This window comes from Agarivorans aestuarii, from assembly GCF_019670125.1.
GTDB lineage: Bacteria > Pseudomonadota > Gammaproteobacteria > Enterobacterales > Celerinatantimonadaceae > Agarivorans > Agarivorans aestuarii.
In genome coordinates this window covers 2,603,576-2,629,916 of sequence record NZ_AP023033.1, presented here as the reverse complement: position 1 = coordinate 2,629,916, position 26,341 = coordinate 2,603,576, and the positions used below count along the sequence as shown (strand labels likewise).

General features: G+C 44.0%; 23 protein-coding genes and 1 other RNA gene. 20 read left to right on the top strand and 4 right to left on the bottom strand.

From position 1 onward, the window contains the following. Positions 1-37 precede the first annotated feature (37 nt). The 3 genes from K5609_RS12225 to lolE are packed head-to-tail and all read left to right on the top strand — an operon-like array spanning position 38 to position 3,153. Entirely contained in the window at positions 38-1,222 is a 1,185-nt protein-coding gene (locus K5609_RS12225) for a lipoprotein-releasing ABC transporter permease subunit (protein ID WP_221073890.1), read from the top strand. Beyond that, a complete protein-coding gene (lolD, locus tag K5609_RS12220; protein ID WP_221073889.1) occupies positions 1,215-1,913 on the top strand; it encodes a lipoprotein-releasing ABC transporter ATP-binding protein LolD in 699 nt (232 codons plus the stop codon). Before K5609_RS12225 ends, lolD begins: the two co-directional genes overlap by 8 nt. Before the next feature lies 1 nt (position 1,914). Continuing rightward, positions 1,915-3,153: a lipoprotein-releasing ABC transporter permease subunit LolE gene (lolE, locus tag K5609_RS12215; RefSeq protein WP_221073888.1), complete on the top strand. Its 1,239-nt coding sequence runs from the start codon at positions 1,915-1,917 to the stop codon at positions 3,151-3,153. Between the two features lie 52 nt (positions 3,154-3,205). Here lolE and K5609_RS12210 read toward each other — a convergent pair whose 3' ends face one another. Next, entirely contained in the window at positions 3,206-3,709 is a 504-nt protein-coding gene (locus K5609_RS12210; protein WP_016402552.1) for a DUF2062 domain-containing protein, read from the bottom strand. A 35-nt stretch (positions 3,710-3,744) separates the two neighbouring features. Here K5609_RS12210 and K5609_RS12205 point away from each other — a divergent pair, with 35 nt between their 5' ends. From K5609_RS12205 to K5609_RS12180, 6 genes are read left to right on the top strand one after another with little or no spacing between them, the layout of a single operon-like run. After that, positions 3,745-5,958 carry a DNA internalization-related competence protein ComEC/Rec2 gene (locus K5609_RS12205; protein WP_343212471.1) on the top strand — a complete coding sequence of 738 codons (2,214 nt, stop codon included), beginning with the start codon at positions 3,745-3,747 and terminating at the stop codon, positions 5,956-5,958. Positions 5,959-6,014: 56 nt separating this feature from the next. Then, positions 6,015-7,763, top strand: a complete 1,749-nt coding sequence (gene msbA / locus K5609_RS12200; RefSeq protein ID WP_221073886.1) for a lipid A export permease/ATP-binding protein MsbA — start codon at positions 6,015-6,017, stop codon at positions 7,761-7,763. Between the two features lie 3 nt (positions 7,764-7,766). Beyond that, positions 7,767-8,747, top strand: coding sequence for a tetraacyldisaccharide 4'-kinase (gene lpxK / locus K5609_RS12195; protein ID WP_221073885.1), 981 nt, complete (start codon positions 7,767-7,769; stop codon positions 8,745-8,747). Continuing rightward, positions 8,737-8,925 (top strand): Trm112 family protein, encoded by a 189-nt coding sequence (locus K5609_RS12190; RefSeq protein ID WP_221073884.1) that lies wholly within the window; start codon positions 8,737-8,739, stop codon positions 8,923-8,925. The genes lpxK and K5609_RS12190 overlap by 11 nt, the downstream gene beginning before the upstream one ends. Next, the gene (gene kdsB / locus K5609_RS12185; protein WP_221073883.1) at positions 8,922-9,656 is read left to right on the top strand and encodes a 3-deoxy-manno-octulosonate cytidylyltransferase; all 735 of its coding nucleotides are present in this window, start codon (positions 8,922-8,924) and stop codon (positions 9,654-9,656) included. The genes K5609_RS12190 and kdsB overlap by 4 nt, the downstream gene beginning before the upstream one ends. A 26-nt stretch (positions 9,657-9,682) precedes the next feature. Further along, complete coding sequence (locus tag K5609_RS12180; protein WP_221073882.1) at positions 9,683-10,159, top strand: DUF2947 domain-containing protein; 477 nt, start codon at positions 9,683-9,685, stop codon at positions 10,157-10,159. A 71-nt stretch (positions 10,160-10,230) separates the two neighbouring features. Here K5609_RS12180 and gltA read toward each other — a convergent pair whose 3' ends face one another. Further along, a complete protein-coding gene (gltA, locus tag K5609_RS12175) occupies positions 10,231-11,502 on the bottom strand; it encodes a citrate synthase (RefSeq protein WP_016402545.1) in 1,272 nt (423 codons plus the stop codon). A gap of 399 nt (positions 11,503-11,901) precedes the next feature. On the opposite strand from gltA, the gene sdhC reads away from it, so the two are divergent. The 9 genes from sdhC to K5609_RS12130 all read left to right on the top strand — a co-directional run bounded on the left by sdhC (position 11,902) and on the right by K5609_RS12130 (position 23,683). After that, on the top strand, positions 11,902-12,282 hold the full coding sequence (sdhC, locus tag K5609_RS12170; protein WP_163133699.1) for a succinate dehydrogenase cytochrome b556 subunit: 381 nt from the start codon (positions 11,902-11,904) through the stop codon (positions 12,280-12,282). Next, positions 12,276-12,617 carry a succinate dehydrogenase, hydrophobic membrane anchor protein gene (gene sdhD, locus K5609_RS12165; RefSeq protein WP_016402543.1) on the top strand — a complete coding sequence of 114 codons (342 nt, stop codon included), beginning with the start codon at positions 12,276-12,278 and terminating at the stop codon, positions 12,615-12,617. The genes sdhC and sdhD overlap by 7 nt, the downstream gene beginning before the upstream one ends. A gap of 5 nt (positions 12,618-12,622) precedes the next feature. Continuing rightward, complete coding sequence (gene sdhA, locus K5609_RS12160; protein WP_221073881.1) at positions 12,623-14,392, top strand: succinate dehydrogenase flavoprotein subunit; 1,770 nt, start codon at positions 12,623-12,625, stop codon at positions 14,390-14,392. A 10-nt stretch (positions 14,393-14,402) separates the two neighbouring features. After that, entirely contained in the window at positions 14,403-15,116 is a 714-nt protein-coding gene (locus K5609_RS12155) for a succinate dehydrogenase iron-sulfur subunit (protein ID WP_137673005.1), read from the top strand. 124 nt (positions 15,117-15,240) lie between these two features. Next, positions 15,241-18,042 (top strand): 2-oxoglutarate dehydrogenase E1 component, encoded by a 2,802-nt coding sequence (gene sucA / locus K5609_RS12150; protein ID WP_221073880.1) that lies wholly within the window; start codon positions 15,241-15,243, stop codon positions 18,040-18,042. 21 nt (positions 18,043-18,063) lie between these two features. Next, positions 18,064-19,248 (top strand): 2-oxoglutarate dehydrogenase complex dihydrolipoyllysine-residue succinyltransferase, encoded by a 1,185-nt coding sequence (odhB, locus tag K5609_RS12145; protein WP_221073879.1) that lies wholly within the window; start codon positions 18,064-18,066, stop codon positions 19,246-19,248. 92 nt (positions 19,249-19,340) lie between these two features. Then, positions 19,341-20,507: an ADP-forming succinate--CoA ligase subunit beta gene (sucC, locus tag K5609_RS12140; RefSeq protein WP_163133554.1), complete on the top strand. Its 1,167-nt coding sequence runs from the start codon at positions 19,341-19,343 to the stop codon at positions 20,505-20,507. Beyond that, positions 20,507-21,379, top strand: a complete 873-nt coding sequence (sucD, locus tag K5609_RS12135) for a succinate--CoA ligase subunit alpha (RefSeq protein ID WP_221073878.1) — start codon at positions 20,507-20,509, stop codon at positions 21,377-21,379. The genes sucC and sucD overlap by 1 nt, the downstream gene beginning before the upstream one ends. Positions 21,380-21,595: 216 nt before the next feature. Further along, positions 21,596-23,683 (top strand): FtsZ/tubulin family protein, encoded by a 2,088-nt coding sequence (locus K5609_RS12130; RefSeq protein WP_221073877.1) that lies wholly within the window; start codon positions 21,596-21,598, stop codon positions 23,681-23,683. A 50-nt stretch (positions 23,684-23,733) separates the two neighbouring features. On the opposite strand, the gene K5609_RS12125 is transcribed toward K5609_RS12130, so the two are convergent. Further along, the gene (locus tag K5609_RS12125) at positions 23,734-23,886 is read right to left on the bottom strand and encodes a hypothetical protein (protein ID WP_163133557.1); all 153 of its coding nucleotides are present in this window, start codon (positions 23,884-23,886) and stop codon (positions 23,734-23,736) included. Positions 23,887-24,347: 461 nt separating this feature from the next. Between K5609_RS12125 and pfkA the strand changes: the two genes are divergently transcribed. Then, the gene (pfkA, locus tag K5609_RS12120; RefSeq protein ID WP_221077258.1) at positions 24,348-25,310 is read left to right on the top strand and encodes a 6-phosphofructokinase; all 963 of its coding nucleotides are present in this window, start codon (positions 24,348-24,350) and stop codon (positions 25,308-25,310) included. A 62-nt stretch (positions 25,311-25,372) separates the two neighbouring features. Here pfkA and K5609_RS12115 read toward each other — a convergent pair whose 3' ends face one another. Continuing rightward, on the bottom strand, positions 25,373-26,125 hold the full coding sequence (locus K5609_RS12115; protein ID WP_221073876.1) for a DUF547 domain-containing protein: 753 nt from the start codon (positions 26,123-26,125) through the stop codon (positions 25,373-25,375). A 98-nt stretch (positions 26,126-26,223) separates the two neighbouring features. Between K5609_RS12115 and ffs the strand changes: the two genes are divergently transcribed. Next, positions 26,224-26,320: signal recognition particle sRNA small type (gene ffs / locus K5609_RS12110), an RNA gene on the top strand. Positions 26,321-26,341 lie beyond the last annotated feature (21 nt).

The window sequence follows — 26,341 nt, the reverse complement described above, 5'->3', positions numbered from 1 at the left end:
GCGCGTTTTTTTGTGCCTAGGGATGTTCGTTGCTTCAATGAAATTAATTGGCTTTATTGCATGGCGGTTCTCGCGAGGAGCCAAACAGCAACGTTTTGCTTCGTTTGTGAGTTGGTTTTCTACCTTGGGTATTACTTTAGGGGTGGCCGCGTTAATTACGGTTATCTCGGTAATGAATGGCTTTGAAAACCAGTTAAAGCAACGTATCTTAAATTTGGTTCCTCACCTAACCATTGCTAACCAGCAAACTTTACCTGACAGTTTATCCTCATTTTCTAGTGCGCCCTTGGTGCTGAGTGAAGTGGTACTGCAAAGCAGCAGTAACCTGCATGCAGCAATGATGCAGGGTATTGATGTGAAGCAGCAAAAGGATGCTGCTTTACTGCGTGAAAAGATGCTAATTGGCGAGCTTGATAGTTTGCAAGCAGGCAGTTACAAGGTAGTGATTGGTATTGGTACCGCTAACGCATTGGGTGTGCGTTTAGGCGATACTATTCGACTGCTCGCCACCGACAGATTAGTGTATACCCCGTTAGGTGAAATGCCTTCTCAACGTAACTTTGTGGTATCAGGTATTTTTGAGTTTGCTGCTGAAGTCGACAAACAATTTATCCTGGTGAACATAGAAGATAGCGCGCGTTTACTGCGCTCACCGCTAGAGTCTGTGAGCCAACAGCGGGTGTTTCTCGATGACCCTTTCAAGATAGAAAACATTGCGGCTAGCCTCAAGCAAGATGCCATTGAATTCCAAGATTGGCGCCGTTATTACGGTGAATTATTTGCCGCAGTTAAAATGGAAAAGAACATGATGGGTATGTTGTTTTGCTTAATTATTGCTGTCGCGGCTTTCAACATTTTATCTAGCTTAGTAATGATGGTGGGCGAAAAACGCAGTGATGTAGCCATTTTGCAAACATTGGGTTTATCACGCGGCAAAGTGGTAATGGTGTTTATAATGCAAGGCGCTTGGAGCGGTTGTATTGGTGCTGCCGTGGGTGCCTTAAGCGGTTGGTGGTTAAGTTCTAATATTAACAGTGTTATGTCGGGCATTGGCCTTAATTTCGCTGCAAACTTTGGTGGCGCCGGCTTACCAGTGTTACAGCGCAGTGAGCAAATTTTATTTATCACCATCGCAGCGATGTTATTAAGCATTGTAGCGACTATTTATCCCGCTTGGCGCGCCAGCAAAATTCATCCCGCAGAGGCTCTTCGATATGAGTGAGTTAACAGCTCAGCCCGTGTTAGTGGCAAAAGATATATACAAAACCTACCAAGACGGCAACCAACTAACCGAAGTATTACATGGTGTTGACTTTGAGGTGAATGCTGGCGAAGCCGTAGCCATTGTTGGTAGCTCAGGTTCGGGAAAGAGTACGTTGTTACACATCCTTGGTGGCTTAGACGAAGCCAATAAGGGTGAGGTGAACATTGATGGTCAAGCAATCGCTGGATTGAGTAGTAAGCAACTAGCTAAATTGCGTAATCAAAAGCTTGGCTTTATTTACCAGTTTCATCATTTGCTGGGTGAGTTTTCGGCGATTGAGAATGTGGCCATGCCCCTGTTAATTGCAGGAATGGCTAAGAAAACTGCCATGCAAAAAGCTCAAGTTTTATTGGAGCGGGTAGGCCTAGGACATCGCTTAGAGCATCGGCCTTCAGAGTTATCGGGTGGGGAGCGTCAGCGCACGGCTATCGCCCGCGCCTTGGTTAACGAGCCAAGCTTAGTGCTGGCCGATGAGCCAACTGGAAATTTAGATAGCCATAGTACCGAGTCTATTTATCAGCTAATCCTTGAGTTAAACCGTGATTTAAATACGGCATTCGTTGTGGTAACTCATGACCTAGCCTTAGCCGCTAAGTTTTCTCGTCAGGCTTACATGCAAGATGGCAACTTTGTCAGCAAGGGCGAATAAGATGCGCTTGCCTTTGTCATTCTTTATTGGCTTACGTTACCACCGTGCCAAAAATAGTAACGGCTTTATTTCGTTTATCTCGGCCTCTTCAACCTTAGGTATTGTGCTTGGTGTTGCTGTGCTTATTATCGGTCTTTCGGTAATGAATGGGTTTGAGCGTGAATTGCGGGATCGCTTTCTAGCTATTGTAAGCCATGGTGAACTTGAGGCTGTTAACCCACCCTTAATAGATCATCAACAGCTACTAAGCAGCGCCAGTGAACACAGCAAGGTGTTGGGGTCTGCGCCTTATGTTAGCTTTAGCGCCTTGGTGCAAAAAGGCAAACAGATGAAAGCCTTGTCGCTAAAAGGAATTGATCCAAGCCTCGAGAAAAATGTGACTAATCTTCATCAGTATGTAGGCGATGATGCTTGGCAAGCCCTGGCAAACAAACAGCCGCAAATTGTCTTGGGTTCGGGCATTGCTAAGTTGCTTAATGTAGTTGAAGGGGAGCAAGTAACATTGTTACTACCTAAAGCTAATCAACAAAACCGATTAAGCTCGCCGCAGCGGGTTCGAGTGAAAGTAGTTGGTTTGATGAGGGCTGGAGGGCAACTTGATAATCAATTGGCCTTTATTAACTTAGCCTATGCTCAAGAACTTATGAAATGGCAAGACGGTGTTTCGGGGATAAGCTTGCGGGTAACTGAACCCTTGCAGGCCGATGAGGTTGTTCGCTCGGTAGCCAAAACCTTTCCGCAATTGGTGTATATCAAAAGTTGGATCCGCCAACACGGATATTTATACCAAGACATTCAATTAGTCCGCACTATCATGTACGCAATCATGCTGCTGATTGTCGCAGTCGCTAGTTTCAATATCGTATCTACCTTGATATTGGCAGTAAGCGAAAAACGCGGTGATATAGCTATTTTGAAAACCATGGGGGCCAGTGATCAAACCTTGCTCAAGAGTTTTATTGTTTACGGCTCGTATAATGGTGTATTGGGATGCGCCTGGGGTGCTTTGCTAGGTGTATTGGGCAGTTTTGGCCTACCAAAGCTAGTTGGTTTAGTTGAAACGCTAATAGGTCATAGCCTGCTTTCAGCAGATATCTATTTTATCGATTTTCTACCGGTTAAGCTTATTTGGACAGATGTTATCGCGGTAGTGGCTGCGGCCTTGTTGTTGAGTATGTTAGCCACTATATGGCCAGCTTGGCAGGCTACCAGAGTTAAGCCGGCTCAAGAGCTAGGTTGATTTTCATATCTACAAAAAAGGAGCTGCAAAGCTCCTTTCTAGTTTGTGATATTTAGCGGCGTTTGCGATAACGGCGTCTTACCGAGTAACGCCAAAGAGCGTTAATAGCAAAATACCCGCATACCGAAAAAACAATACCGTTAACCAGACTTCCTAATAAAAACGCTGGCCCAATTGTGGCAATCAAGTGTTCTAAACCATGCCAAGTGAGCTCTAAGTGATAGTCAGCAACAGGTTGGCCTAAGATCCCGGTACCTACCAAATAACAAAAATAAAATATTGCCGGGATGGTAAAGGGGTTTGATATCCAAACCAAAGCTACCGAAAGAGGCAAGTTTACCTTAAACATAATGGCTAAAGCTGCTGCAATAATCATTTGTGATGGCAAGGGAATAAACGCTACAAATAAACCTATGGCGAAAGCCCCAGCAGCCGAGCGCCGATTAAGGTGCCACAAATTGGGGTTGTGTAGCCAATCACCAAAAAATTTTAGATGCTTGCTTGCTTTTAGATCTTCAGTTTTAGGAATAAATCGTTGTATCGTTTTTTTTGGCATATAGTTTGTTATTGATAATAAACTTCTTATGACATATGAATGCCTTTTTACTAGCAAGTTTGCTAGCAATGACTTCATCACTATTCTGGCCGAGCTTACTTAGCCTACCACTTCTATATGTTAGCTTCGTTGCACTTTTGGCTTTACTTTGGAAAAGAAAGCTTTGGGCTGCTGGCTTCATATTTGGTGTGTGCTGGATGACTAGCCACGCGCTGTATTATCAGTCATGGCTTGTTACTATCCAACAAAAAACGGCCAACTTTAGCATAATTGGTGAGGTCTTGGCAGTTGATAATAATCAATACTGGCAAAAAGTCACTGTAGAACTGCATCACTTAGATGCCCAAACAAGTATAGCCTTGTGGCAGCCAAAATTAACGCTTTATCATTCTCGCTCTGGGAAGGACTTTGTTGAACTGAATGCTGGCCAAACAATTGTTGCTGAGGTAAAGCTTAAACCCGCATTCGCCAGTATCAACCCTGCTGGGTTTAACTATGCAAGATGGCTGGTGGCTAAATCTGTAATCGGTCGCGGTAAACTGATTAGTTATCGCTTACTAGAAGAGAGGCCATCATTTCGAGAGCTCGGGTTAAAAAAAATAGTTAATTCGCTGCAGCACTACTCTTATGCTGGAGAAATGCTGGCGCTGATGAGCGGTGACAAACGACTTTTATCACTGCAACATAAACAGCTATACCAGCAAACAGGCCTCGGCCATCTATTCGTATTGTCCGGATTACATTTGGGCATCGTTGCATTTTGGTCTTGGCTACTAGCAAAACTGCTGAGTGCGATACTTCGCATCCACCATCAAGCTGTCCCAATCATCTTTAGCTTGCTTTGCTGCTTAGCATTTTGTTGGCTGGCGAACTGGCAGTTATCTATGATGAGAGCGCTGCTTATGTACAGCTGTTCGATGTTATTTATAGTGCTTGGGAATCGCAGGAAAGTTGTCTCGGGGCTAATACTTAGCGCTTTTCTTATTTTGCTAATTTGGCCCTTTAGTGTTTATAACAACGGCTTTTGGTTGTCTTATCTTGCTGTGGCCATCGTTTTATTATGTTTGTGGTTAGGGCCCAAAAACAAACTAGCCATGTTAGTACTGATTCAATTGGCTATTGGTTTGTTGATGATGCCGCTGCAAGTATTGTTATTTGGCTTGGTGCCCAGCTCCTCGCTAATGTTAAATCTAGTTGCAGTACCATTGTTTAGCTTGGTTTTGGTACCCGCATTGTTATTGCTGATGTTGCTTATTGGCATTAACAGTATTTTGGCAAAGCCTCTAACACCGTTTATTGATGGCATTTTTTCTTACCTTTATCACTCCTTAGAGTGGTTAGATGCTAATTTGTCAGTGAGCTTGAGTTCTTCGTCGATAGTTATCGGCTTATTGCTGATACTACCGCTATGCGCCCTTCTGATGCTGTTCTACCGTCAACGTTTATACTGGGTGCTGTTGTTACTGTTATTGCTACCTAGTAGCTCACGCCTAAGCCTAGTTAATGGGCATTGGCAAGTGTATGTGTTGGATGTAGGGCAAGGGCTTGCGGTAGTGGTATCTCATCAAGGAGAAGCGCTGATCTACGATACTGGGCCTAGGTTTCGTAGTGGCTTTAGCTATGCAGAGAGTGTGGTTCTGCCATTAATCGCAGAACTAAGAACTCGCCGTGTAGACAGTATTGTAATTAGTCATGGTGATATTGATCATGCTGGTGGGCGAGAAGTCTTGGAGCAAACTTACCCACAAGCGAAGCGATACTATGGCAGGGACAAACGCCTACCCGAAACCTATTGCCAAGGCAGCAGGAAATGGGGGAAGCTACAACTTGATTTTTATCTCGCGGATCTAGGCGACGGTAACAATGGCTCTTGTGTATTAAAAATCAGTGACAGCAAAACCAGCCTATTGCTGACAGGTGACATTGAACAACTGGCCGAACAACAGCTAGTTAAGGCTGGGTTAAATAAAATAAACATAATGTTAAGCCCTCACCACGGTAGTAATAGTTCATCTTCCGCAGGCTTTATTGATTCACTAAGCCCCGAAGTTGTGATCCATAGTAGTGGCGCATTCAACCGTTTTAACTTTCCCCATAACGCTGTGCTAAACCGTTATGGGCAGAGTACTCAATACATAACGGGTCGAGATGGCGCAATAAAACTTGAAATTGATGACCGTTCATACCAAGTTTATCCATATAGATATTTGAAATTGAGTCCGTGGTACCAACAAATCATCAGTTGGTGATTTGGCTATAAACCGCTAAACTAAGGCAATTTTTCCGATGGAATAACTCTGTTCTTATGATTCCAGATACAGCTACGAATACAAAAGCTAACTTTCTCCGTTTATTAAGCTACGTTAAAGACCGTAAAATTGGTTTAATTGTCGCCATTATTGGCATGATAGGTTACGGCGCCGTAGATACGCTTTTTGTTTACTCTATCAAGCCGCTGATCGATGAAGGTTTGTCCGGTAAAAACCCGGCAGTGTTAACTTACATGCCGATCTTTGTATTAGGCATTGTATTGTTGCGTGGTATTTGTGGTTTTGCCAGTAGCTACGGTATGTCTTGGGTGGGTGGTCATCTAGTGATGAAAATTCAACGCCAGATATTTAATCATTTAATGCTAATGCCAGTATCGTTTTTTGATAAAAACCCAACAGGTACGCTGATTTCAAAAATCACCTATGACTCTAACCAAGTGAGCACGGCCGCCACTGCAAGTTTAGTGAATTTAGTGAGAGAAAGTGCCACCATTATTGGCTTGCTGATCCTTATGTTCTATAACAGCTGGCAGCTGTCGTTAATCTTTTTTGTAATCGGTCCACCAGTGGGATATGCAATCAATTTGGTGAGTCGCCGATTCCGTAAAATTAGTACTAACTTGCAGCACGCTGTGGGTAACGTGACCACTACCAGTGAGCAAATGCTTAATGGCCATAAAGAAATATTGTCATTTGGTGGTCAACCTAAAGAAGAAGCTCGTTTTAATAGTGCAAGCAACATGATTCGTCGCCAGCAAATGAAAATGGCAACAGTAAGCGCTATCGCCAACCCCGCTGTACAGTTTATTGCATCTATTGGCTTGTCGATTGTACTGTTTGCCGCATCATCTCCTGAGCTGGTGGCAGAACTAAGCCCTGGTACCTTTACCATCATTGTTACCTCTATGATGATGTTACTAAAGCCATTAAGAGTAATTACCCAATTAAATAACGATGTACAAAGAGCGATGGCTGCTTGTACCAGCTTATTTACCGTAATGGATATGGATACCGAAACTGATACCGGTAGCCATGTCACTAAACGTGCTAAGGGTAAAATCAACTTAGAGAATGTTGAGTTCAAGTATCCCACCAAAAATGAGATTGTGCTTAAGGGTATTAATCTAAGTATTGAAGCAGGGCAAACCGTTGCTTTGGTAGGGCGCTCTGGTAGTGGTAAATCAACCATCGCGGGCTTGTTGCCCAAGTTTTATGAAGTGAAATCTGGGCAAGTATTACTTGATGATATCCCTGTTCAAGATTACCAACTCAAAAACTTGCGTGAGCAATTTGCGCAAGTTTCACAAACTGTCCACTTATTTAGCGGCACCATTGCAGAGAACATTGGCTATGCCAATGAGAATGCCAGCCGAGAAGACATTGAGCGTGTGGCAGAGATGGCCAATGTAACTAGCTTTGTAGAAAAATTTGAAGAAGGCTTTGATACAGTGATTGGCGAAAAAGGAGTGATGCTCTCTGGTGGACAACGCCAGCGCATAGCGATTGCTCGCGCCTTATTAAAAGATGCGCCAGTACTGATTCTAGATGAGGCCACCTCAGCGCTTGATACCGAGTCAGAGCGAAAAATTCAGCAAGCAATTGACAGAGTATGTTCTGATAGAACCGCCATTGTGATTGCTCACCGCTTATCAACCATTGAAAACGCAGACATGATTGTTGTTCTTGATGAAGGTGTAGTGATTGAGCAGGGCAGCCATGCGGAGTTAATGGCTAATCAGGGTGACTACTACCAACTACATCAAATTCAATTTGGTGAAAAGTAAGCAGTGAAGTTTTGGTATCAAGCTAAGCAGCAACATTGGATAAAAATTATTTTATTGCTGCCGCTTAGCGGCTTATTTTACCTAGTGGCTAACGCCCGTCGTTTAGCCTTTAAATGGTCTTGGCTTAAAAGCTATCGCCCACCAGTTCCTGTGGCCATTGTGGGTAATATCAGTGTTGGTGGAAACGGCAAAACACCCGTTGTATTAGCCTTGGTTGAAGCCGCGAAGCAGCGCGGTTTTATGCCCGCGGTTGTTAGCCGTGGCTATGGCGGTAAAGCACCGCACTATCCTTTTATTGTTAATGCTACAAGCCAGTCCTCAGAGTGTGGTGATGAGCCTTTGCTCATTCATCAGCGAACTCAGTGCCCTGTGATCGTTGACCCAAACCGCAGTGCAGCTTGTAAAGTAGCTGTCGAGCAGGGCAGTGACCTGATTATTTGTGATGACGGAATGCAACACTATGCCTTGCAACGCGATATAGAAATTGCGGTGATTGATGCTCAGCGTGGCTTAGGCAATGGTTTGTGTTTACCTGCTGGTCCTTTACGAGAAACAGCCTCTAGGCTATCAATGGTAGATCTGCTTGTGAGTAACGGCGAACCACTGTTTAATGCTCATAGTCACTTATTACAGTTGCAGGCCAGTGGTTTACGCCGCGTGAGGGATCAGCAATTAGTGAAGGATGTTACAGAGTTTGAAGCAGCTATTGCAGGAATTGGCAATCCAGCGCGCTTCTTTGATTCACTTGAAGGCTTAGGCTTTGACTGTAAGCAGCGAGTCAGCTTAGATGACCACAAGCACCTTAGTGAAGAACAACATAAAGAACTCCTTGAAAAACGTATAATCATGACAGAAAAGGATGCGATTAAATATCGTCATACAGCAGGTGATGAGTGGTATTATTTACCCGTGGATAGCATGCTGCCTGATGCGTTTTATCAGCAATTTTTCTCATTGTTACAGGAAAAAATTCATGTCAGTTGAACATAATTTGTTAGAAATCGTTGCTTGCCCCTTATGTAAAGGTAAGCTGCATTACGATAAACCCAATAACGAGTTAGTGTGTAAGTTTGACCGTTTAGCCTATCCCATTAAAGATGGCATTCCGGTTCTATTAGTTAATGAAGCTAGAGAAATGTCGGCCAACGAGTTACCACAATGAAATTTATAGTGGTTATTCCAGCGCGCTATCAGTCTACCCGTTTACCGGCTAAGCCACTGCAAGATATCGCCGGTAAAACGATGATTGAAAGAGTCTATCAGCAGGCCTGTAAATCAGGTGCAGAACGCGTCGTTATTGCAACTGATGATCAACGTATCGTAGATGTTGCTCAGAGCTTTGATGCCGAGGTTGTTCTCACTTCCGCCTCTCACGAATCGGGTACTGAGCGTTTGGCGGAAGTGTGTGAAAAATTAGCATTCTCAGACGATACCATCGTTGTAAATGTTCAAGGTGACGAGCCACTAATTCCACCAATGGTGATATCCCAAGTCGCCGGTTTGTTAGAAGATGCGCCCGAAGTAAAAATGGCGAGTTTGTCGGTGCCTATATATGAGGATACAGACATTCATGACCCTAACGTTGTTAAGGTTGTGTGTGATAAAGACGACCACGCTTTGTATTTCAGCCGCTCGGCGGTGCCTCACGAAAGGGATGGGGACTGGCAATGCGAAATGTATTCTCGACATATAGGAATCTACGCGTATCGCGCTCACTTTGTTGGAGAATACCTGCAGCTTAGTCCGTCTCCCATTGAGAAAATGGAAAAACTAGAGCAGCTACGTGTTCTGTGGCACGGTTATAAAATCAAAATGGCTAGAGCCATCGAAACACCGGCTCATGGGGTAGATACTCCAGAAGATTTAGAGAAAGTACGCGCATTATTCGGCTGATCTTAGCCATTAGTAATTGAGATAATATGAATTATATTCCTTTAAATGAGCACAAGAAGGCCTGGATCTTTAGACGTGCTGATCTACCTATTAGCAGTGAAGATTGCGCCGCAATAAAACCGATGACGGAAACCCGAGCTAATTTATTGTGGAAAGACTTAGTCAGTAAACAAGTTGATCACCCAGACTTTTTCCGTAAAGGGGATTGGGCATTTAGTATAGATACCTGGAGTGGGCAGGGTAACTGGGAAACGGTATGGGATAGCGAGCAGCTAGACTTACCCGAAGAGTTACTGGTTCATCTTAATTGGCAAGATAATACAGTGGTTTATTATTGTAATGACCAACGTAATGTTATTGAAACTACTTGGGCTGTTTTTAAGCGATGTTGGAAAAACTTTTTGTTTATGGATGATGGTGCTTTATTGATTGCGAAAAAGCGTACCGAAGTCGCCCAGTTCCTTGCCAATGGTAGCTATCAATTTGGCAATAAGCCTGCTTAGCTGATGGGTTAAGAGCTAATAAAAAACCGAAGCAAGTGCTTCGGTTTTTTTATGGCGCTAAGTAAGAAGTATTACTTGAACGGACGGTGTGGTTCACCAGTATATAGCTGACGAGGACGACCGATACGTTGGGTTTCTTCTTCCATCATTTCTTTCCAGTGGGCTATCCAGCCTACTGTGCGAGATAGCGCAAAGATTACAGTAAACATGCTTACTGGAATACCAATTGCCTTAAGAACGATACCTGAATAGAAATCTACATTCGGGAATAGTTTTTTCTCTTTGAAATAAGGGTCAGAAAGCGCGATACGTTCTAATTCCATCGCTACGTCTAGTAGTGGATCATCGATGTTTAACTCGTTGAGCACTTCATGACAGCTCTCACGCATTACTGTAGCGCGTGGGTCATAGTTTTTGTAAACACGGTGACCAAAGCCCATTAAGCGGAATGGGTCATTTTTGTCTTTAGCGCGCTCAATAAACTCAGGGATACGATCTACTGAGCCAATTTCTTCTAGCATGGTTAGACACGCTTCGTTGGCACCGCCGTGAGCAGGTCCCCATAGACAGGCGATACCAGCAGCGATACAAGCAAACGGGTTAGCGCCTGACGAGCCCGCTAAACGCACTGTAGAGGTAGAGGCGTTTTGCTCGTGGTCAGCGTGCAAAGTGAAGATACGGTCCATTGCTCGTTCAACAACAGGGCTTACCTTATATTCTTCAGTAGGTACTGAGAACATCATATTAAGGAAGTTAGCAGCGTAGCTTAAGTCGTTGCGAGGGTAAACAAACGGTTGGCCAGCGGAATACTTGTAGCTCATTGCTGCTAATGTCGGCATCTTCGAAATCAAGCGGTAAGCTGCAATTTCACGGTGACGCTCATTAGAGATGTCCATCGAGTCGTGGTAGAAAGCAGACAATGCGCCTACTACACCCACCATAATCGCCATAGGGTGCGAATCACGACGGAAACCTTGGAAAAAGTGGATTAACTGCTCGTGCACCATGGTGTGGCGCGTTACAGTGGTTTTGAAGTTCTCATATTGCTCAACGTTTGGTCGTTCGCCGAACAAAAGAATGTAACAAACTTCAAGATAATCAGCATGTTTTGCTAGGTCCTCGATTGAGTAACCTCGGTGTAACAAAATACCTTGCTCACCATCAATATAAGTGATTTTTGATTCACATGAAGCTGTCGCTAAGAAACCTGGATCAAAAGTGAAATACCCTTTCTTACCTAGTGTACGAACATCAATTACGTCATGTCCTGCTGTACCAGACATAATCGGCATCTCGTATGCCTCTTGGCCTGGCAGCGTTAGGGTGGCTTTATTGTCAGCCATAGCACGTCTCCCTTGCTTGTTCTAATTGTATTGTTTTTTTGGATACAAAGCGCAGCACATTCTCACCTAGATCAAGGTCCAATGTCAATTGGCTCTGGTTGTGAAATATGGTGACTTATAGCGTTTATGTTAAATTTTCGATTTAAGTTGGCTGTTTCGTTGCGCTAAATTAGCTAAATGAAGGAAATGTTAATTGTATTTGTATAATGTGGGCGTTATACTTTCTTCGAAGTATGGCGCTAGTCCGAGCATTTTTTGCGCAATATAAATGTTAGTTTTTATACTTTAGTCTTAATTTAGGCCTTAAGTTCACAAAATTAACATTATCGCAACTCGCTGCTCTGTCCAGAGCCTCACTTTATAACCATAATAATACTCAAGGACCTGAGTGGGCAGAGAATCGTGAAAACAAAACAAAGACCAGTAAACCTCGACCTACAAACCATCAGATTTCCCATTACCGCAATTGCGTCCATCTTGCATCGTGTTTCCGGTGTGATTACTTTTTTCGCCTTGGCTATTTTGTTAGGCCTACTTGCTGAATCCCTTCAATCAGCAGAAGGTTTTGCGAATGTGCAATCCATTATGGATAACTTCTTAGTGAAGTTAATCATTTGGGCAAGTCTTAGCGCGTTGATGTATCACATTGTTGGCGGAATACGCCACTTGATCATGGACATGGGCTATTGGGAAGAACTAGATAGTGCCTCATCTAGCGCTAAAATCTCATTCATTATCACTGCTGTACTGGCGGTACTAATGGGAGTAATCGTATGGTAACTAATGCTGCAACTTTTGGCCGTAGCGGCGTACATGACTTTTTGCTCATTCGCGCAACCGCCATTATTTTAACCCTATATACAATCTACTTGCTTGGCTTCTTCGCATTTAATGATGTGACTTATCAGTCTTGGAGTGGATTTTTTGCTTGGCTTCCAACCAAAGTATTCACCTTACTTGCACTTTTATCGATGCTAATCCATGCCTGGATTGGTTTATGGCAAGTGTTAACTGATTACGTTAAATGCACTGCATTACGTGTTGGTTTACAGTTTTCTTTAACAGTTCTGGCGCTAATTTATGTTGCGACCGGCCTGTTTGTTATTTGGGGGTAAGTCGAGTGGCAATTTCTATTCGAGAGTTTGACGCCGTAGTAATCGGTGCTGGCGGCGCGGGAATGCGTGCTGCTTTACAAATTTCTGAAGAGGGCAAATCTTGCGCTCTGATTTCAAAAGTATTTCCAACTCGTTCTCACACTGTATCTGCTCAGGGTGGTATAACGGTTGCGTTAGGTAATTCACACAAAGATAACTGGCAGTGGCACATGTACGATACCGTTAAAGGGTCTGACTACATCGGTGACCAAGATGCCATTGAATACATGTGTAATGTAGGTCCAGAAGTTATTATTGAATTAGAAAAGATGGGTTTGCCATTTTCTCGGTTTGATGACGGATCAATCTATCAGCGCCCATTTGGTGGACAGTCTAAAGAGTTTGGCGGCGAGCAAGCTGCTCGTACTGCTGCAGCTGCTGACCGTACCGGCCACGCCTTGTTACATACGCTTTATCAGCAAAACGTTAAAAAGAAGACCACTATATTCTCTGAGTGGTATGCCTTAGATTTAGTAAAAAATGCTGACGGTGATGTTGTAGGTTGTACTGCAATGGATATCGACAGTGGTGAAGTGGTTTACTTTAAAGCTAAAGCAACCGTATTAGCTACTGGTGGAGCAGGGCGTATCTTTGCTTCAACCACCAACGCCCACATTAATACCGGTGATGGGGTGGGCATGGCGTTGCGTGCTGGCGTACCAATCCAAGATATGGAAATGTGGCAGTTCCACCCAACCGGTATTGCTGGTGCCGGCGTACTAGTGACCGAAGGTTGTCGTGGTGAAGGTGGTTACTTATTAAACAAAGACGGTGAGCGCTTTATGGAGCGTTATGCTCCAAATGCTAAAGACTTGGCAGGCCGTGATGTTGTTGCTCGTTCAATGATGACTGAAATCCGCGAAGGCCGTGGATGTGATGGACCTTGGGGCCCACACATCAAACTTAAGATGGACCATCTAGGCGAAGAAGTTCTAGAGAGCCGCTTACCGGGTATTTGTGAACTGTCTCGGACATTTGCGCACGTTGATCCTGTTAAAGAACCAATCCCCGTTATTCCTACTTGTCACTACCAAATGGGTGGTGTGCCTTGTAATGTAAACGGCCAAGCTATTACCCAAAACGAGAAAGGCGAAGATGAAATCATCAACGGTTTGTTTGCAGTGGGTGAAATCGCTTGTGTATCAGTACACGGCGCCAACCGCTTAGGCGGTAACTCATTGCTTGATTTGGTGGTGTTTGGTCGCGCTGCTGGTAAGTTCCTAGGTGAATACCTAAACGATGAAATAAATATGGCTGACGCCACTGACGCAGAGTTAGACCGTGCCATGGCTCGTTATAATCGTTGGGAAAATTCTACTTCAGACGGCGAAGACCCAGTTCAAATTCGTAAAGACCTACAGCAGTGTATGCAGCTTAACTTCTCGGTGTTCCGTGAAGGTGAGTCTATGGCGAAGGGTTTAGAAGAGTTACAAGTTATTCGTAAGCGTTTAGCCAATGCTCGTTTGGACGATAAGTCTAAAGACTTTAATACACAGCGCGTAGAGTGCTTAGAGCTAGACAATTTGATGGCAACTGCAATTGCAACTGCCCATGCTGCAAACTTCCGCACAGAAAGCCGGGGCGCGCATAGTCGCTTCGATTATCCAGAGCGTGATGATGCACAATGGCTATGCCACTCATTGTTTGATCCAGCTAAAGAGACTATGGGACGTCGTGAGGTGAATATGTCACCAAATCTGCGTGAAGCTTTCGAACCTAAAATTCGTACATATTAAGGAGGCGGTAATGAACGTTAATTTTTCTTTGTACCGCTATAACCCGGATACAGATACTAAGCCAAATATGAAGTCATATCAGCTTGAGGTCCCTGAGGGCTCTGATATGATGGTGCTAGATGCATTGATTTTGCTTAAAGAACAAGACCCTAGCATAGCTTTTAGACGCTCATGTCGTGAGGGTGTTTGTGGTTCAGACGGCATAAACATGAACGGTAAAAACGGTTTAGCTTGTGTTACACCATTGTCAGACTTGTTAGGTAAGGGCGACATTGTGATTCGCCCATTACCGGGCTTGCCTGTAGTGCGTGACCTAGTAGTTGATATGGGCCAGTTTTATGATAACTACGCCCGTATTAAGCCGTTCTTAATTAATGATGAACAAATTCCGCCGGCTCGTGAAAACTTGCAGAGCCCAGAAGAGCGTGAAAAGTTAGATGGTATGTACGAGTGTATTCTGTGTGCATGTTGTTCAACGTCTTGTCCTTCTTTCTGGTGGAACCCAGAAAAATTTGTTGGTCCTGCTGGCTTATTGGCAGCATATCGTTGGTTGGCAGACAGCCGAGATACGGCCACTGATGAGCGTCTTTCAGAATTAGATGATGCCTTTAGCGTATTCCGCTGTCATGGCATTATGAATTGTGTAAGTGTTTGTCCTAAAGGATTGAACCCGACAAAAGCTATCGGCCATATTAAGTCGATGCTGATAAAACGGGCTGTTTAGCAAAAAGTTAATTTTTATAATTAGCTGGTTCTAAATAGCCATTTTACTTCGGTAGGATGGCTATTTTTTTATAAAACCCTATAAAGTCATACAGTGACGTAGAAAATAAAGGGATAGCGTTTAAATGCAAAATGGCGTAATGAAGGCCTGGCTAGAGTCCTCGCATTTAGCTGGTGCTAATTCGACCTATGTGGAAGACCTCTATGAGGCATATTTAGAAGATCCTTCTTCTGTATCTGAACAATGGCAGGAGGTGTTCTCTGAACTCCCTGCTGTGGAAGGTACATCTGAAGATACCCCTCACGCTCCTATTCGTGATTACTTTCGTCGCCTAGCGAAAGATTCCTCTCGTTTTAGCTCTCCGGTTGAAGATCCTCAACACGGTGCCAAACAAGTTAAAGTATTACAGTTGATTAATGCTTACCGCTTTCGCGGACATCAGCATGCTCAACTGGATCCTTTAGGTTTATGGCAGCAAGAACGAGTTGCCGACCTTTCTCCAGAATTTCATGCTTTAGATAGCGCAGACTTTGAAGAAACGTTTAACGTAGGCTCATATGCCATTGGTAAAGACACCATGGCGCTTAAAGACTTGCACAAGTCTTTACTTAAAACCTACTGTGGCTCTATTGGTGCAGAGTATATGCACATTACCGATACTGACGAAAAACGCTGGATTCAAAGTCGTTTGGAATCAGTTGAAGGGCAGGGCAACTTCACTCAAGAAGACCGCGTTCGCTTTCTAAAAAGTTTAACCGCAGCGGAAGGTCTAGAAAAGTATCTAGGCGCTAAATTTCCTGGGGCAAAACGTTTCTCGCTAGAAGGTGGTGATAGCCTGCTAGTGATGCTAAAAGAGATTGTGCGCTCGGCGGGTATTCAAGGTACTAAAGAAGTTGTAGTGGGCATGGCTCACCGCGGGCGTTTAAACGTACTGGTTAATGTGCTAGGTAAAAACCCTTCAGAGTTGTTTGATGAGTTTGCCGGTAAACATGATGATACTTGGGGCACTGGTGACGTTAAGTATCACCAAGGCTTTAGCTCAGACTTTGCTACCCCTGGTGGCAATGTACACATGTCTTTGGCGTTTAACCCTTCACACTTAGAAATTGTAAACCCGGTTGTAATGGGGTCGGTGCGGGCTCGTCAAGATCGCCGTGCCGGTGAAAACTGTTTACCTATTACTATTCACGGTGACTCAGCCATTGCTGGTCAAGGTGTGGTGCAAGAAACCTTTAACATGTCACAAGCTCGTGGCTTTAAAGTGGGCGGTACAGTGCGAATTGTGGTGAACAACCAAGTTGGTTTCACTACCTCTAATCCGCGTGATACCCGTTCAACTCAATACTGTACTGATATCGCTAAAATGGTTCAGGCGCCAATTTTCCACGTAAATGGTGATGACCCAGAAGCCGTGGCATTTGTAAGCCGTATGGCCTTGGACTACCGCAACACTTTTAAGCGTGACGTAGTGATTGATTTAGTTTGTTACCGCCGCCATGGTCACAACGAAGCTGATGAGCCAAATGCAACTCAGCCTTTGATGTACCAAAAGATTAAAAAGCACCCAACGCCTCGTAAATTCTACGCTGACGTATTGGTTGAACGCGGTCAGTTAGACAGTGCTGAGGCAACTGCTTTAGTTAATGGCTACCGCGATCAGCTAGATAACGGTGATTGCGTGGTTGAAGAATGGCGCCCAATGACCGAACACAGTGTTGATTGGCGACCGTATTTAGGTCATGAATGGGACATGGAATACGACTCTTCCTTACCTGTTGAAACCATTCAAGATCTTGGTGAAAGGCTGACCAAACTGCCAGAAGAGCATAAGTTGCATCCTCGGGTTAAGAAAATTAACGATGACCGCCGCTTAATGACCTTAGGTGAAAAACCTGTCGATTGGGGTTTTGCTGAAAACCTAGCTTACGCAAGCTTGCTTGATGAGAAACAAAATATTCGCATCACCGGGCAAGACTCTGGTCGTGGTACTTTCTTCCACCGCCATGCGGTATTACACAATCAAACTGATGCTTCTACCTATGTTCCGCTTAAAAATTTAGCAGAAGATCAAGGGCACCTGGCTTTGTTTGATTCCGTGTTGTCGGAAGAAGCAGTACTTGCCTTTGAATATGGTTATACAACCGCCGAGCCATCTACCTTAGTGATTTGGGAAGCTCAGTTTGGTGATTTTGCTAACGGTGCCCAAGTGGTGATTGACCAATTCCTGTCATCTGGTGAGCAAAAATGGGGCCGTATGTGTGGCCTTGTTATGCTGCTTCCTCATGGTTATGAAGGTCAAGGTCCAGAACACTCGTCAGCTAGACTAGAACGCTATTTGCAATTGTGTGCTGAGCACAACATGCAAGTATGTGTGCCGTCTACACCGGCGCAGGTTTATCATATGTTGCGTCGTCAACAAGTCCGCCCAATGCGTCGCCCACTGGTTGTGATGTCGCCTAAGTCTTTGCTTCGCCATCCTTTGGCTGTGTCTAGCTTAGAAGAACTTGCCGAAGGGCAGTTCCAAAACGCCATTGGCGAGTTAGATGACATCGATCCAGCTCAAGTGCGCCAAGTGGTAATGTGTTCAGGCAAAGTTTATTACGATTTACTCGAACAACGCCGTAAGAACCAACAAACTGATGTAGCTATTATTCGTGTTGAGCAGTTATATCCGTTCCCCGACCAAGACGTGAAACAAATTTTTGAACAGTATCAACATGTAGAAAGATTTGTTTGGTGTCAGGAAGAACCGCTTAACCAAGGTGCTTGGTATAGTAGCCAGCATCACTTTAAATCTGTAATCCCTGCCGGAGCTGAATTACGTTATGCTGGTCGACCAGCATCTGCGTCACCTGCGGTTGGGTATATGTCCCTTCACTTAAAACAACAACGCGCCCTAGTTACTGATGCGTTGACAGTTGAATAAAAAAGAATAAAGGAAGCCTTAATGAGCATTGAAATAAAAGTGCCAGACCTACCTGAATCAGTAGCTGATGCAACAATTGCCACATGGCACAAGCAGCCTGGTGACGCAGTAGAGCGTGACGAAGTTATTGTTGATATTGAGACAGATAAAGTAGTACTTGAAGTACCTGCATTGGAAGCTGGTGTACTTGAAGAGATTGTTGAAGCAGAAGGTGAAACGGTACTTGCTCAACAAGTTATCGGTAAAATGAAAGCCGGTGCTGTTGCGGGTGAAGAAGTTAGCACAAAAGCTGCTGATGACGCTGGCGATAAAGCTGACAGTGGTGAAGAGTTGTCACCTTCAGTACGCCGCTTGGTGGCAGAGAAGGGCATCGATGCTTCTGCAATTAAAGGTTCTGGTCCTAACGGGCGCATTACCAAAGAAGACGTAGAAGCACATATCGCTAAACCTGCAGCAGCGGCTAAACAAGAAAAAGCAGAGGTAGCGCCACAAGCGCCTTTATCTTCGCGTAGTGAAAAGCGTGTTGCGATGACCCGCTTACGTAAGCGTGTTGCAGAGCGTTTGTTAGAAGCGAAAAACACTACAGCCATGTTAACTACTTTCAACGAAGTTAACATGAAGCCAATTATGACTTTGCGCAAGCAATATCAAGAAGTGTTTGAGAAGCGTCATGATATCCGTTTAGGCTTTATGTCTTTTTACGTTAAAGCGGTTGTTGAAGCGTTAAAACGCTTCCCAGAAGTGAATGCTTCAATTGATGGTGACGAAATTGTTTACCACAACTACTTTGATGTGAGTATTGCCGTATCAACCCCACGTGGTTTGGTAACGCCAGTATTGCGTGACTGTGATTTGCTAAGTGTTGCTGATATCGAAAAAGGCATCCGTGAACTGGCTATTAAAGGGCGCGATGGTAAGTTAACCGTTGAAGAGTTAACTGGCGGCAACTTCACTATTACTAACGGTGGTGTATTTGGCTCGCTAATGTCTACGCCAATTATTAACCCACCACAAAGTGCCATTTTAGGCATGCACAAAATTCAAGACCGTCCAATGGCTGTAAACGGCCAAGTGGAAATTCTACCAATGATGTACTTAGCATTGTCTTACGACCATCGCTTGGTTGATGGAAAAGAGTCTGTTGGTTTCTTAGTAACCATTAAAGAGTTGCTCGAAGACCCAACACGCTTATTGCTCGACGTGTAATAAAAGTTTGTATTGGGCCTGGTTTTCAGGCCCTTATTCGGAAAGGTGTTCAGCACCTCTAATGTATCCCCTAACACTATGGATAGAACATCATGAATTTGCATGAATATCAGGCCAAGCAATTATTTGCCGACTATGGCTTGCCAGTGCCAGAAGGTTACGCCTGTGATACCCCACAAGAAGCAGCTGAAGCTGCAGGCAAAATCCCTGGATCTACATGGGTAGTAAAAACTCAAGTTCACGCAGGTGGACGTGGTAAAGCTGGTGGCGTAAAAGTAACGTCTGATAAAGAAGAAATTAAGGCATTTGCTCAACAATGGTTAGGCAAAAACTTAGTCACTTATCAAACTGATGCTAACGGTCAGCCTGTATCAAAAATTTTGGTAGAAGAAGCCTCAGATATCGCTAACGAGCTTTACTTAGGTGCGGTAGTAGACCGCGCTACTCGTCGCGTTGTATTTATGGCCTCAACTGAAGGCGGCATGGAAATCGAAAAGGTTGCCGAAGAAACGCCAGAGTTGATTCACCAAATGGCGATTGATCCGCTAGTAGGCCCACAGCCTTACCAAGCACGCGAATTAGCGTTTAAATTGGGCCTTGAAGGAACTCAAATTCGCCAATTTACTAAAATCTTTGTTGGTCTTGCAGAAATGTTCACTGATCACGATTTAGCATTGCTAGAGATTAACCCTCTAGTAGTGACCGGTAGCGGTGATTTGGTATGTTTAGACGGTAAAATTAACATCGACTCAAACGCGATGTACCGTCAGCCTAAACTTCGCGAAATGCACGATCCTTCGCAGGAAGATGAGCGTGAAGCACATGCCGCACAATGGGAGCTAAACTACGTAGCACTCGATGGTAGCATTGGTTGTATGGTTAACGGTGCCGGCCTAGCAATGGGTACTATGGATATCGTTCAACTACACGGCGGTTCTCCGGCCAACTTCCTAGATGTTGGTGGCGGCGCAACCAAAGAACGTGTTACCGAAGCATTTAAGATTATTTTGTCAGACGACAAAGTAAAAGCCGTATTGGTAAACATTTTTGGCGGTATTGTACGTTGTGACTTAATTGCCGACGGTATTATTGGTGCTGTAGAAGAAGTTGGTGTGAGTGTACCAGTTGTTGTTCGCCTTGAAGGTAACAATGCTGAGTTAGGTACCCAACGTTTGGCTGAGTCAGGCCTTAACATTATAGCAGCTACCAGCTTAACTGATGCTGCAGAGCAAGTAGTTAAAGCAGCGGAGGCCAAGTAATGAGCATTCTAATCGACAAAAACACTAAAGTGATCTGTCAAGGCTTCACAGGTGGTCAAGGTACTTTCCACTCTGAGCAAGCTATTGAGTACGGTACGCAAATGGTAGGTGGTGTATCACCTGGTAAAGGCGGTCAAACTCACTTAGGTCTTCCTGTGTTCAATACAGTAAGTGAAGCGGTAGAAGCTACTGGCGCAGATGCTACAGTTATTTACGTACCAGCACCTTTCTGTAAAGACGCTATTTTAGAAGCTATCTCTGCGGGCATTAAAATCATCATCACTATTACCGAAGGCATTCCAACTTTGGACATGCTAGAAGTTAAAGTGAAATTAGATGAAGCTGGCGCACGTATGATTGGCCCTAACTGTCCGGGTGTGATTACACCTGATGAATGTAAGATTGGTATTATGCCTGGTCACATTCACAAAGCCGGTAAAGTTGGTATTGTTTCTCGCTCTGGTACACTTACTTATGAAGCAGTTAAGCAAACCACCGACGAAGGTTTTGGCCAATCTACCTGTGTAGGTATTGGTGGCGACCCAATCCCTGGTTCTAACTTCATCGATATTTTGGAAATGTTCCAAAACGACCCGAAAACCGAAGCAATCGTAATGATTGGTGAAATTGGTGGTAGTGCAGAAGAAGAAGCAGCAGCTTACATTAAAGAAAATGTAACCAAGCCTGTAGTTTCTTACATTGCTGGTGTTACTGCTCCTCCGGGTAAGCGTATGGGCCACGCCGGTGCTATTATCGCTGGCGGTAAAGGTACCGCTGCAGACAAGTTTGCAGCTCTTGAAGATGCAGGTGTTAAAACTGTACGTAGTCTTGCCGATATTGGTAAAGCATTGCGTGAAGTTACCGGTTGGTAATTTTAAACTTAATGCAATAAGGCGCCTTAGGGCGCCTTTTTTATTGGCTAAATTTTGTTAGCTCTTTGGTGGTATGAACGCATAGATTTGTAAGCGACTTACTATTATCACAATAACCATTGTTAAGGGGCTGAATAACTTGCTTTTAAGCGGGGAATGAACAAGGATGAAGGGATAAAAATAAAATAATTACTAGACTAACTACAAGGATGAACTATGAAGGATTCTCTTCCTATAGAACATTTGTATTACACAGAGAGTAGCCTAGAGAAAATTCTAGGTAACCTCGACAAAGTTAGACAGAATATCTTTCCTAATTTGTCTGAAGAAAAAGACTTATTAGAACAAAGCTTCCCCTCTGTTTGCTTAATTGGCCTCGGTCGCTGCGGATCAAACATAGCACTTGATGTAGCCACTTTGGTATACAACTCCCGTAATCACTACCTTAACGAGTTAGAGTATCAAGACCAACTCGCTCAGGAACGTGAATTTAAACCCATGCGTTGGATTAAAAATCATTTGCCACTGGATAGCGGTAACGGTGACAACCCAGTATTTTTAATTGAACCCGTGGTGCTGGTAGGTGATTTAGATAAAGATATTGCCGGACGTATTAAGTACTCCTCACAAGCGGGTCGCCAAAAGTTTCTAGATGAATATAAGAAACTTCAGCTAATGGACTTGTCTGAAGTACACGCCGGAGGCGCAGGTAACGCGCCAATTCTAGGCCAGTACCTCGCTAAGATTATACTTAATAAAGAAACCGCCAGTTTTAGAAATGAAGATTGGCGCCACATCCACTCTTACTTGGTTGACTCTTGCGGCATTAAAGCTAACCAATCGCGCCTTTACTTCTATATCTTTAGTGCCGGCGGTGGTACTGGTTCTGGCATGGCATCAGAGTTCGGCCTTGCGCAGCAGTTTTCTTACTTAAGTAAAACCTTTGATTACCAAGTATCGCCGTCTAATCAGCCCGATAAGCGCGATTCTTTTGTTTTTGAACCTATCTTTACTTCGGGCATTTGTATCCTGCCAAACATCTCTGGTAGTAGTATCGAGGTGTCTGAAGCGCTACATATCAACGCAGGTCGTTTGTTATGTAAGTACCTCTCAGAAGAGTGGGACTTCTCCTATAACGTTGAGCGCGAAAGTAACGATGCGCCAGAAGACGTGATGAAACGGATCCGCCCTTGGAACTCTATGATGCTGATTTCTAACGATATTATGCGTTATGTGGAGCAGGAGGAGAGCGACAATGGCAAAGATATTGACGTAAACACCATGGAGAAATACGCCAACCAGTATATCTCTCAACAAATATTTAATATCTTAACCGCGCAAGCAGTCACCACCGATTACGACGAAAACTACTTCCGCCGCGCGGGCATCGATATTTCTGAAACCGTGCGCCTAGATGCTAACGATTTGTTCATGAGTATGGCCGGCCCAGTGGCGGTAGCGTATGCAGAGAGTGTGGTAAATAAGTCGGTAAATGATGATGTGGACATTGATGAGCTGTTTTTCCGCTCTATCGATTTACCGCACTTTAATCGTGATACACAAGCCATTGAAGGCATCAGTATTTTACCTATCGAATCACAGCGCTATAAGCAGTCACTGAAAAGATATCAAGACAGCCAATACAACGCAGAAGAGTTAAACGACTTGCACTTCTTTAAGCATTGTTCGTCGGTAATTTCTATTATCTCTCTGCCAAAAGACTACAAGCTTTCGTTTATGGACTTAAACAAGCTTAAAGTTCACATCAATAAGTTGTTCCCTAACACGACCCTGAAGCGTTATGCATTGGTAATTGGTGCTTCAGCAAACTTGTCGTTAACTACTTTGGTAGCCAAAAGCCCATGTTTGAGTGATGACTTTTTAACTCTAGTGGTTGCTTACATTAAGCGTTGCTTTGCGAAAGAAGAGTATCGCTACAACGATGACATCGACCAAGCAATTCTGCGCTTTATTACCCAAGATGAGTTTAAGCCAGAAGAGTTACAAGAGTTTTTATGGGAGTTTGAAAACCCAGCGAAAATCTTAGATACCAACTGGTATGCGATTAAGCCTATGTACGAGAAAAAGTACCGAGAGCTTATTGGCGAAGCCGATAAGTTTGTATCAATTAACGATATTCGTTTAGATTTCAAAAATGTTGAAAATGCGATTAAGTATCTTCGTGAAATCTACCGTCATCGAATTAGCAAAACCAATATTTTGTCTTTGGACAATGGTGCCGATGGGGTGATTCACTTATCGCCGGGTTTACATGCTATAGAACCGGTAAAAGATTCCAAATAAAAACTAAAAAAGGGGCCTTGGCCCCCTTTTTTATGTGCGCTACAAGCAACTTAGTTGTTGCTTAAGGCTTCGCTGTCTAATACTAACTCCAGTGCTTCGGCAGCAAGGTTTTGCTCTTGTTGGCGTAGTAAGTTGTAGTTTTCTACTGCACGGCGATTGGTCGCTACGTTTCGTTCGATAGCATATTGAAGATCAGTCTTCATGGGATTCCCTATATATACGATGATCAAACTTATGACCCTATGGTCGGCATAAGTTTGAGGGCGCCATGTTACACAAATGTGAAAGAAAGGTGAAGTATTTACTTTGGCTTTTGAGCTCGGTTGCCGCTTAATTGTTCAAAATAAGCAGAATGCCAAATTCCTTCTATAATCCGAGGCAAGCCTTGTGATTAAACTTGGACAAGGATGAAAATTTGTTTCAAAATGTGGGCGTTATCTGATTAGGGTCATAAAACTTTTACCCTTGGCGTGGCAAAATGCGCGCTCAATAAAACAGTGAATAGAAATTGTGAAGTCGCCGATTTTAGTGCTGTTAAAAGAATATTTTGTTGTTTCGCGTCGTCTATTTAAGCCCATAAAAGCAATAAGCATTAAAAGGCAGACGCGAAGGAATTGTTGAATTATTACGTAAGTTTTGGTCAGTTCAGCTTTGTGAGGGAATGATGGTTAAGAAAATTGGTGTTTTAACAAGTGGCGGCGACGCTCCTGGTATGAATGCTGCGGTACGTGCAGTTGTGCGTAGTGCGTTATCTAAAGATATTGAAGTATACGGCGTATACGACGGTTACATGGGCTTATACGAAGACAACATTAAAAAGTTGGACCGTTACAGCGTTTCTGATGTTATCAACCGTGGCGGTACGTTCTTGGGCTCAGCGCGATTCCCAGAATTTAAAGAACTTGCTACCCGTGAAGTGGCAGTAGAAAACATGAAAAAACACGGCATCGAAGCACTAGTAGTAGTGGGCGGTGACGGTTCTTACATGGGCGCTAAAAAGCTAACTGAAATGGGCTTCCCATGTATTGGCCTACCAGGCACTATCGATAACGATATTGCAGGTACTGATTACACCATTGGCTTCGATACTGCGTTAAACGTAGTTATCGATGCGATTGACCGTATTCGCGATACCTCTTCTTCACACAACCGTATTTCTGTTATCGAAATCATGGGCCGCTACTGTGGCGACCTAGCCATGCAAGCTAGCATTGCCGGTGGTGCAGAGTACGTGATTATTCCTGAAAAAGGCTTTGACCGTGAAGGCTTGTTGAACAGCCTTCAAGAGGGTCAGAAAAAAGGTAAGAAACACGCTATTGTTGCGATTACCGAACACATTACTAATGTGAATGAGTTAGCCGCTGGTATCGAAATGGCCACTGGCCGCGAAACACGTGCAACCATTCTTGGCCACATTCAACGTGGCGGTACGCCAACAGGCCGTGACCGCGTAATGGCAAGCCGTATGGGTGCCTACGCTGTAGACCTTCTGCTAGAAGGCGAAGGTGGACGTTGTATCGGTATTCAAAACAACAAGATGGTTCATCACGACATCATCGATTGTATTGAAAACATGAAACGCCCATTCAACGAAGAGTTATACGAGTTGTCTAAATGCTTGTTCTAAGCACTTAGCAAACTAAAAAAGCCCGCAATAGCGGGCTTTTTTGTATCTTCAATTCACTGTCATTAGCGATAGTCGTTTAACGACCAATCGTAATCTAGGTAAGATATTTTAGCCTTTTTAACTTGCTCAGGGCTTACGCGTAAATCTGCCGCATACTGGCTTAAGTAGTTATTAAGGCCACCTTCAAAGTCACCTTTGTACCATTTGAAGATTGAAGAGAGGTAAAGCCGTTCATTTTCGTCGTCATAATAATTTTTGTTGCTATGTAAAAACTCTCTAAACGCTTGGGTGAGTTGTTGCTCAACGGCTTCGCCAGTAAATGCCACACTCTGCAGAGGAGGACAGCTAATAGCAGCACACACTACCGCGGCATGAATGTGTGGATTATTGTAACCCGGGCGAATTAAATCGTGTTCGATATGATCAAGGCTGACTTTTTCGCCAAACAACATAAAGCGTTTTTTCTTCCAAGGGGATTGAAACAAGTTACCTAAATCGCGAATAGAAGTAATATTAGGGTAGGCGCTAAGAATGTACTGCACGGTATAAGCATTGTAGGCATTAATTAGAAATGCCAGTTGCTCGTTATCAGACCAAATATCAAATTCACTTTGCGTAATGCTTGCCAATTTGTCTGAATAAGCCTGCAATTCTTGTCGATCAAAGTTGGCATAGTCTACGCGACTTTCCTGATTAGCCACCGGCCAATGTACGTATTCTTTTAGCAATCCATCCCACTGCGCGTGATCAAAAGCTTCTGCTAAGGCCAGTGGCGAAGATATTAAACTAAGAAGGATTAAAACTTGAGCAAACAAACGCTTTGCTGGGCTAAAAAGCGCTTTTAGCGTTTGCAAAACAACAAGGCTTAAGCGAGAATAGCCTCGCTTCTTCGGAAGCTCATCTATGGTGGCCCTATTGGTCCTCCCGCATTGATACTCTGTGAACTCGGCCAGGCCCGGAAGGGAGCAACCGCAGCAGACGACTCGAGTGCCGGGATGTGGCTGGTAGGGTTGCCACCCAATCTTATAAGC